Here is a 1,829-nt window from a genome sequence, read left to right as displayed (position 1 = left end):
CTGCCCAAAGTTCGGCAGTAGCTGTTTTGATCACTTTGGCAACTTTGTTGGTGGCTAAAGTTGGGTCTTCTACGATGGAAGATCCTTCTGCTCCTCCAAACCCCACAACGCCATAATTGACATTGGTTTCATCAAAGGTTACAGGAAGGTTCATTTGAGTCTGTCCAAAAGCTTGGAAAAAAACCACAAATGAAAGCATCATGATAATTGTAAAATTTTTCATAGGCACTAGTTTTTTGTATTGGGTAAATTGTTTTGAAATTTTTTTGAGCGCAATCAGAAAAATAAATCTAACTACACTACCTGAAAAAATGAGAATTTGCCCTACATCATAACTACATCAGGCATTGAAAAAAATTACATCATATATACATCATAATAGAAGTTGAAATAAAAAATCAAGTTCGAAAGGCTGTAAAAAAATCTAAATAAGGCCTCTCTTTGTCAAAATTTGCGGCTTACCTCAAGTTAAATTTTAACTCTTGGATTTTTTCCATGTAGTCATATTGCAGGTCTTCATGTAAACCTAAAACAAGCTTCTCAATTTTTCCTACCTGCATCCTATACAAATTATCAATCACGGGATGGCGGAAATCCAAGAATCCATATAGTTTCAATTTTTCACAAAAGAAGATAATCAGTTCAATAAGGGTTTCTTTATCTTTGGTAAGTTTGAGGCTTTTATTCAGCTTTCTTCGGATACTTTGAGCGGACTTTTTAGCAAAATGATAATTCCGGGTATTGGATTTTTGGAATTCAAAATCGATTTCCTCCTGAACCAATTCAACAAATAATCTAGGATTATCTCTTTCAAAAAGTTTGAAGTACAACAAGGCTTTATTGTCCGTACTGAACTTGGCTAAATCCAATAACAGTACGGACAATTCTTTGGTATCAAGGAAGGCTAATTCTTTTTTAATATCTGCAAGGCTTCCGATTTTCATACCAGTTAAACTGTTTTTGTATCAGCCAAAAGGTAAAATCAAGGTGCTTTAAAAAGTTTTACATCTACAGCACTCAGTCCCTTTGGAGATTTTTCAGTTTCAAAAGTAACTTTATCATTTTCCTGAATAGGATCTATGCATTTATTGATGTGGACGAATATGCTGTCTTGGGATACTTCATCTTTAATGAAACCATAACCCTTTGAGGCATTAAAAAATGTTACTTTTCCTTTTCTGAGGTTTTCACCCGGAAGTGGCTCAGCGTGCTTTGAAACACCTATTTCAATGGTGTCTGCATCAAAAACCCTTTTTTTGGATGGATCTGGAGGAGTGGAAGATATATTACCAAACTCATCCACGTAAGCAATCATATTTTCGAAATCTGTAACCTTAGCGGTATTGGATTTTCTGTCATCTTTCTTTTGCTGCTTCTCCTGTTTTTTCTTCTGTCTTAATTTTTCTTTTTCCTTCTTGTCGAAGGTGTCTCTTGATTTTGCCATATGTTACAAAAATCCGGGAATTTTTGTGTATTTCCTATTTTATGGAAAAAGTATTTTAACAATTATTAACTCTGATTAAACTACAGACTGATAAAATGATCAAAATCATGTTTAAGCTAATTTTATTTTCCCTTCAAATAAATTCCTGCCACTCTTGTAAAGAATTTTTTAGATTGAGGATTATTTTACAGCAAAGTTTTGTTAGGATATTGGGCAAAGGTTAAGAAATAACTTTACCAAATTAGCCAACAATACGATAGTCAAACAATTTCATATGAAAGACCTCCAACAGATTTTACAAGCTTATCAAAACTGTAAAGCCCGCAACCAAAAAGCTGCTTTGGCCACGGTGGTAAAAGTTGATGGTTCAGCATACAGGCGACCC

Annotated in this window: 4 protein-coding genes; 1 reads left to right on the top strand and 3 read right to left on the bottom strand. The window is 34.2% G+C overall.

Annotation, left to right across the window (positions count from 1 at the left end; translation table 11 throughout):
• From ACZFYI_RS19965 to ACZFYI_RS19955, 3 genes are all read right to left on the bottom strand, one after another.
• Positions 1 to 223, bottom strand: a 223-nt coding sequence (locus ACZFYI_RS19965) for a hypothetical protein (protein ID WP_462525875.1), incomplete at its 3' end; no start/stop codon positions are given.
• Between the two features lie 235 nt (positions 224 to 458).
• Complete coding sequence (locus ACZFYI_RS19960; protein ID WP_462525874.1) at positions 459 to 944, bottom strand: hypothetical protein; 486 nt, start codon at positions 942 to 944, stop codon at positions 459 to 461.
• 38 nt (positions 945 to 982) lie between these two features.
• Positions 983 to 1,444, bottom strand: coding sequence for a cold-shock protein (locus ACZFYI_RS19955; protein WP_462525873.1), 462 nt, complete (start codon positions 1,442 to 1,444; stop codon positions 983 to 985).
• A 274-nt stretch (positions 1,445 to 1,718) separates the two neighbouring features.
• Here ACZFYI_RS19955 and ACZFYI_RS19950 point away from each other — a divergent pair.
• The coding region (locus tag ACZFYI_RS19950) for an XdhC family protein (RefSeq protein WP_462525876.1) at positions 1,719 to 1,829 on the top strand (111 nt) is incomplete at its 3' end.

The sequence above is a fragment of the Aquiflexum sp. genome (assembly GCF_977115555.1).
The sequence above is the reverse complement of the archived record's forward strand: the minus strand, read 5'-3'. Positions and strand labels throughout refer to the sequence as shown.

Excerpts from the sequence above, each read along its gene's own strand:
- ACZFYI_RS19960 (WP_462525874.1), bottom strand. The coding sequence starts at position 944 with ATGAAAATCGGAAGCCTTGCAGATATTAAAAAAGAATTAGCCTTCCTT.
- ACZFYI_RS19955 (WP_462525873.1), bottom strand. The coding sequence starts at position 1,444 with ATGGCAAAATCAAGAGACACCTTCGACAAGAAGGAAAAAGAAAAATTA.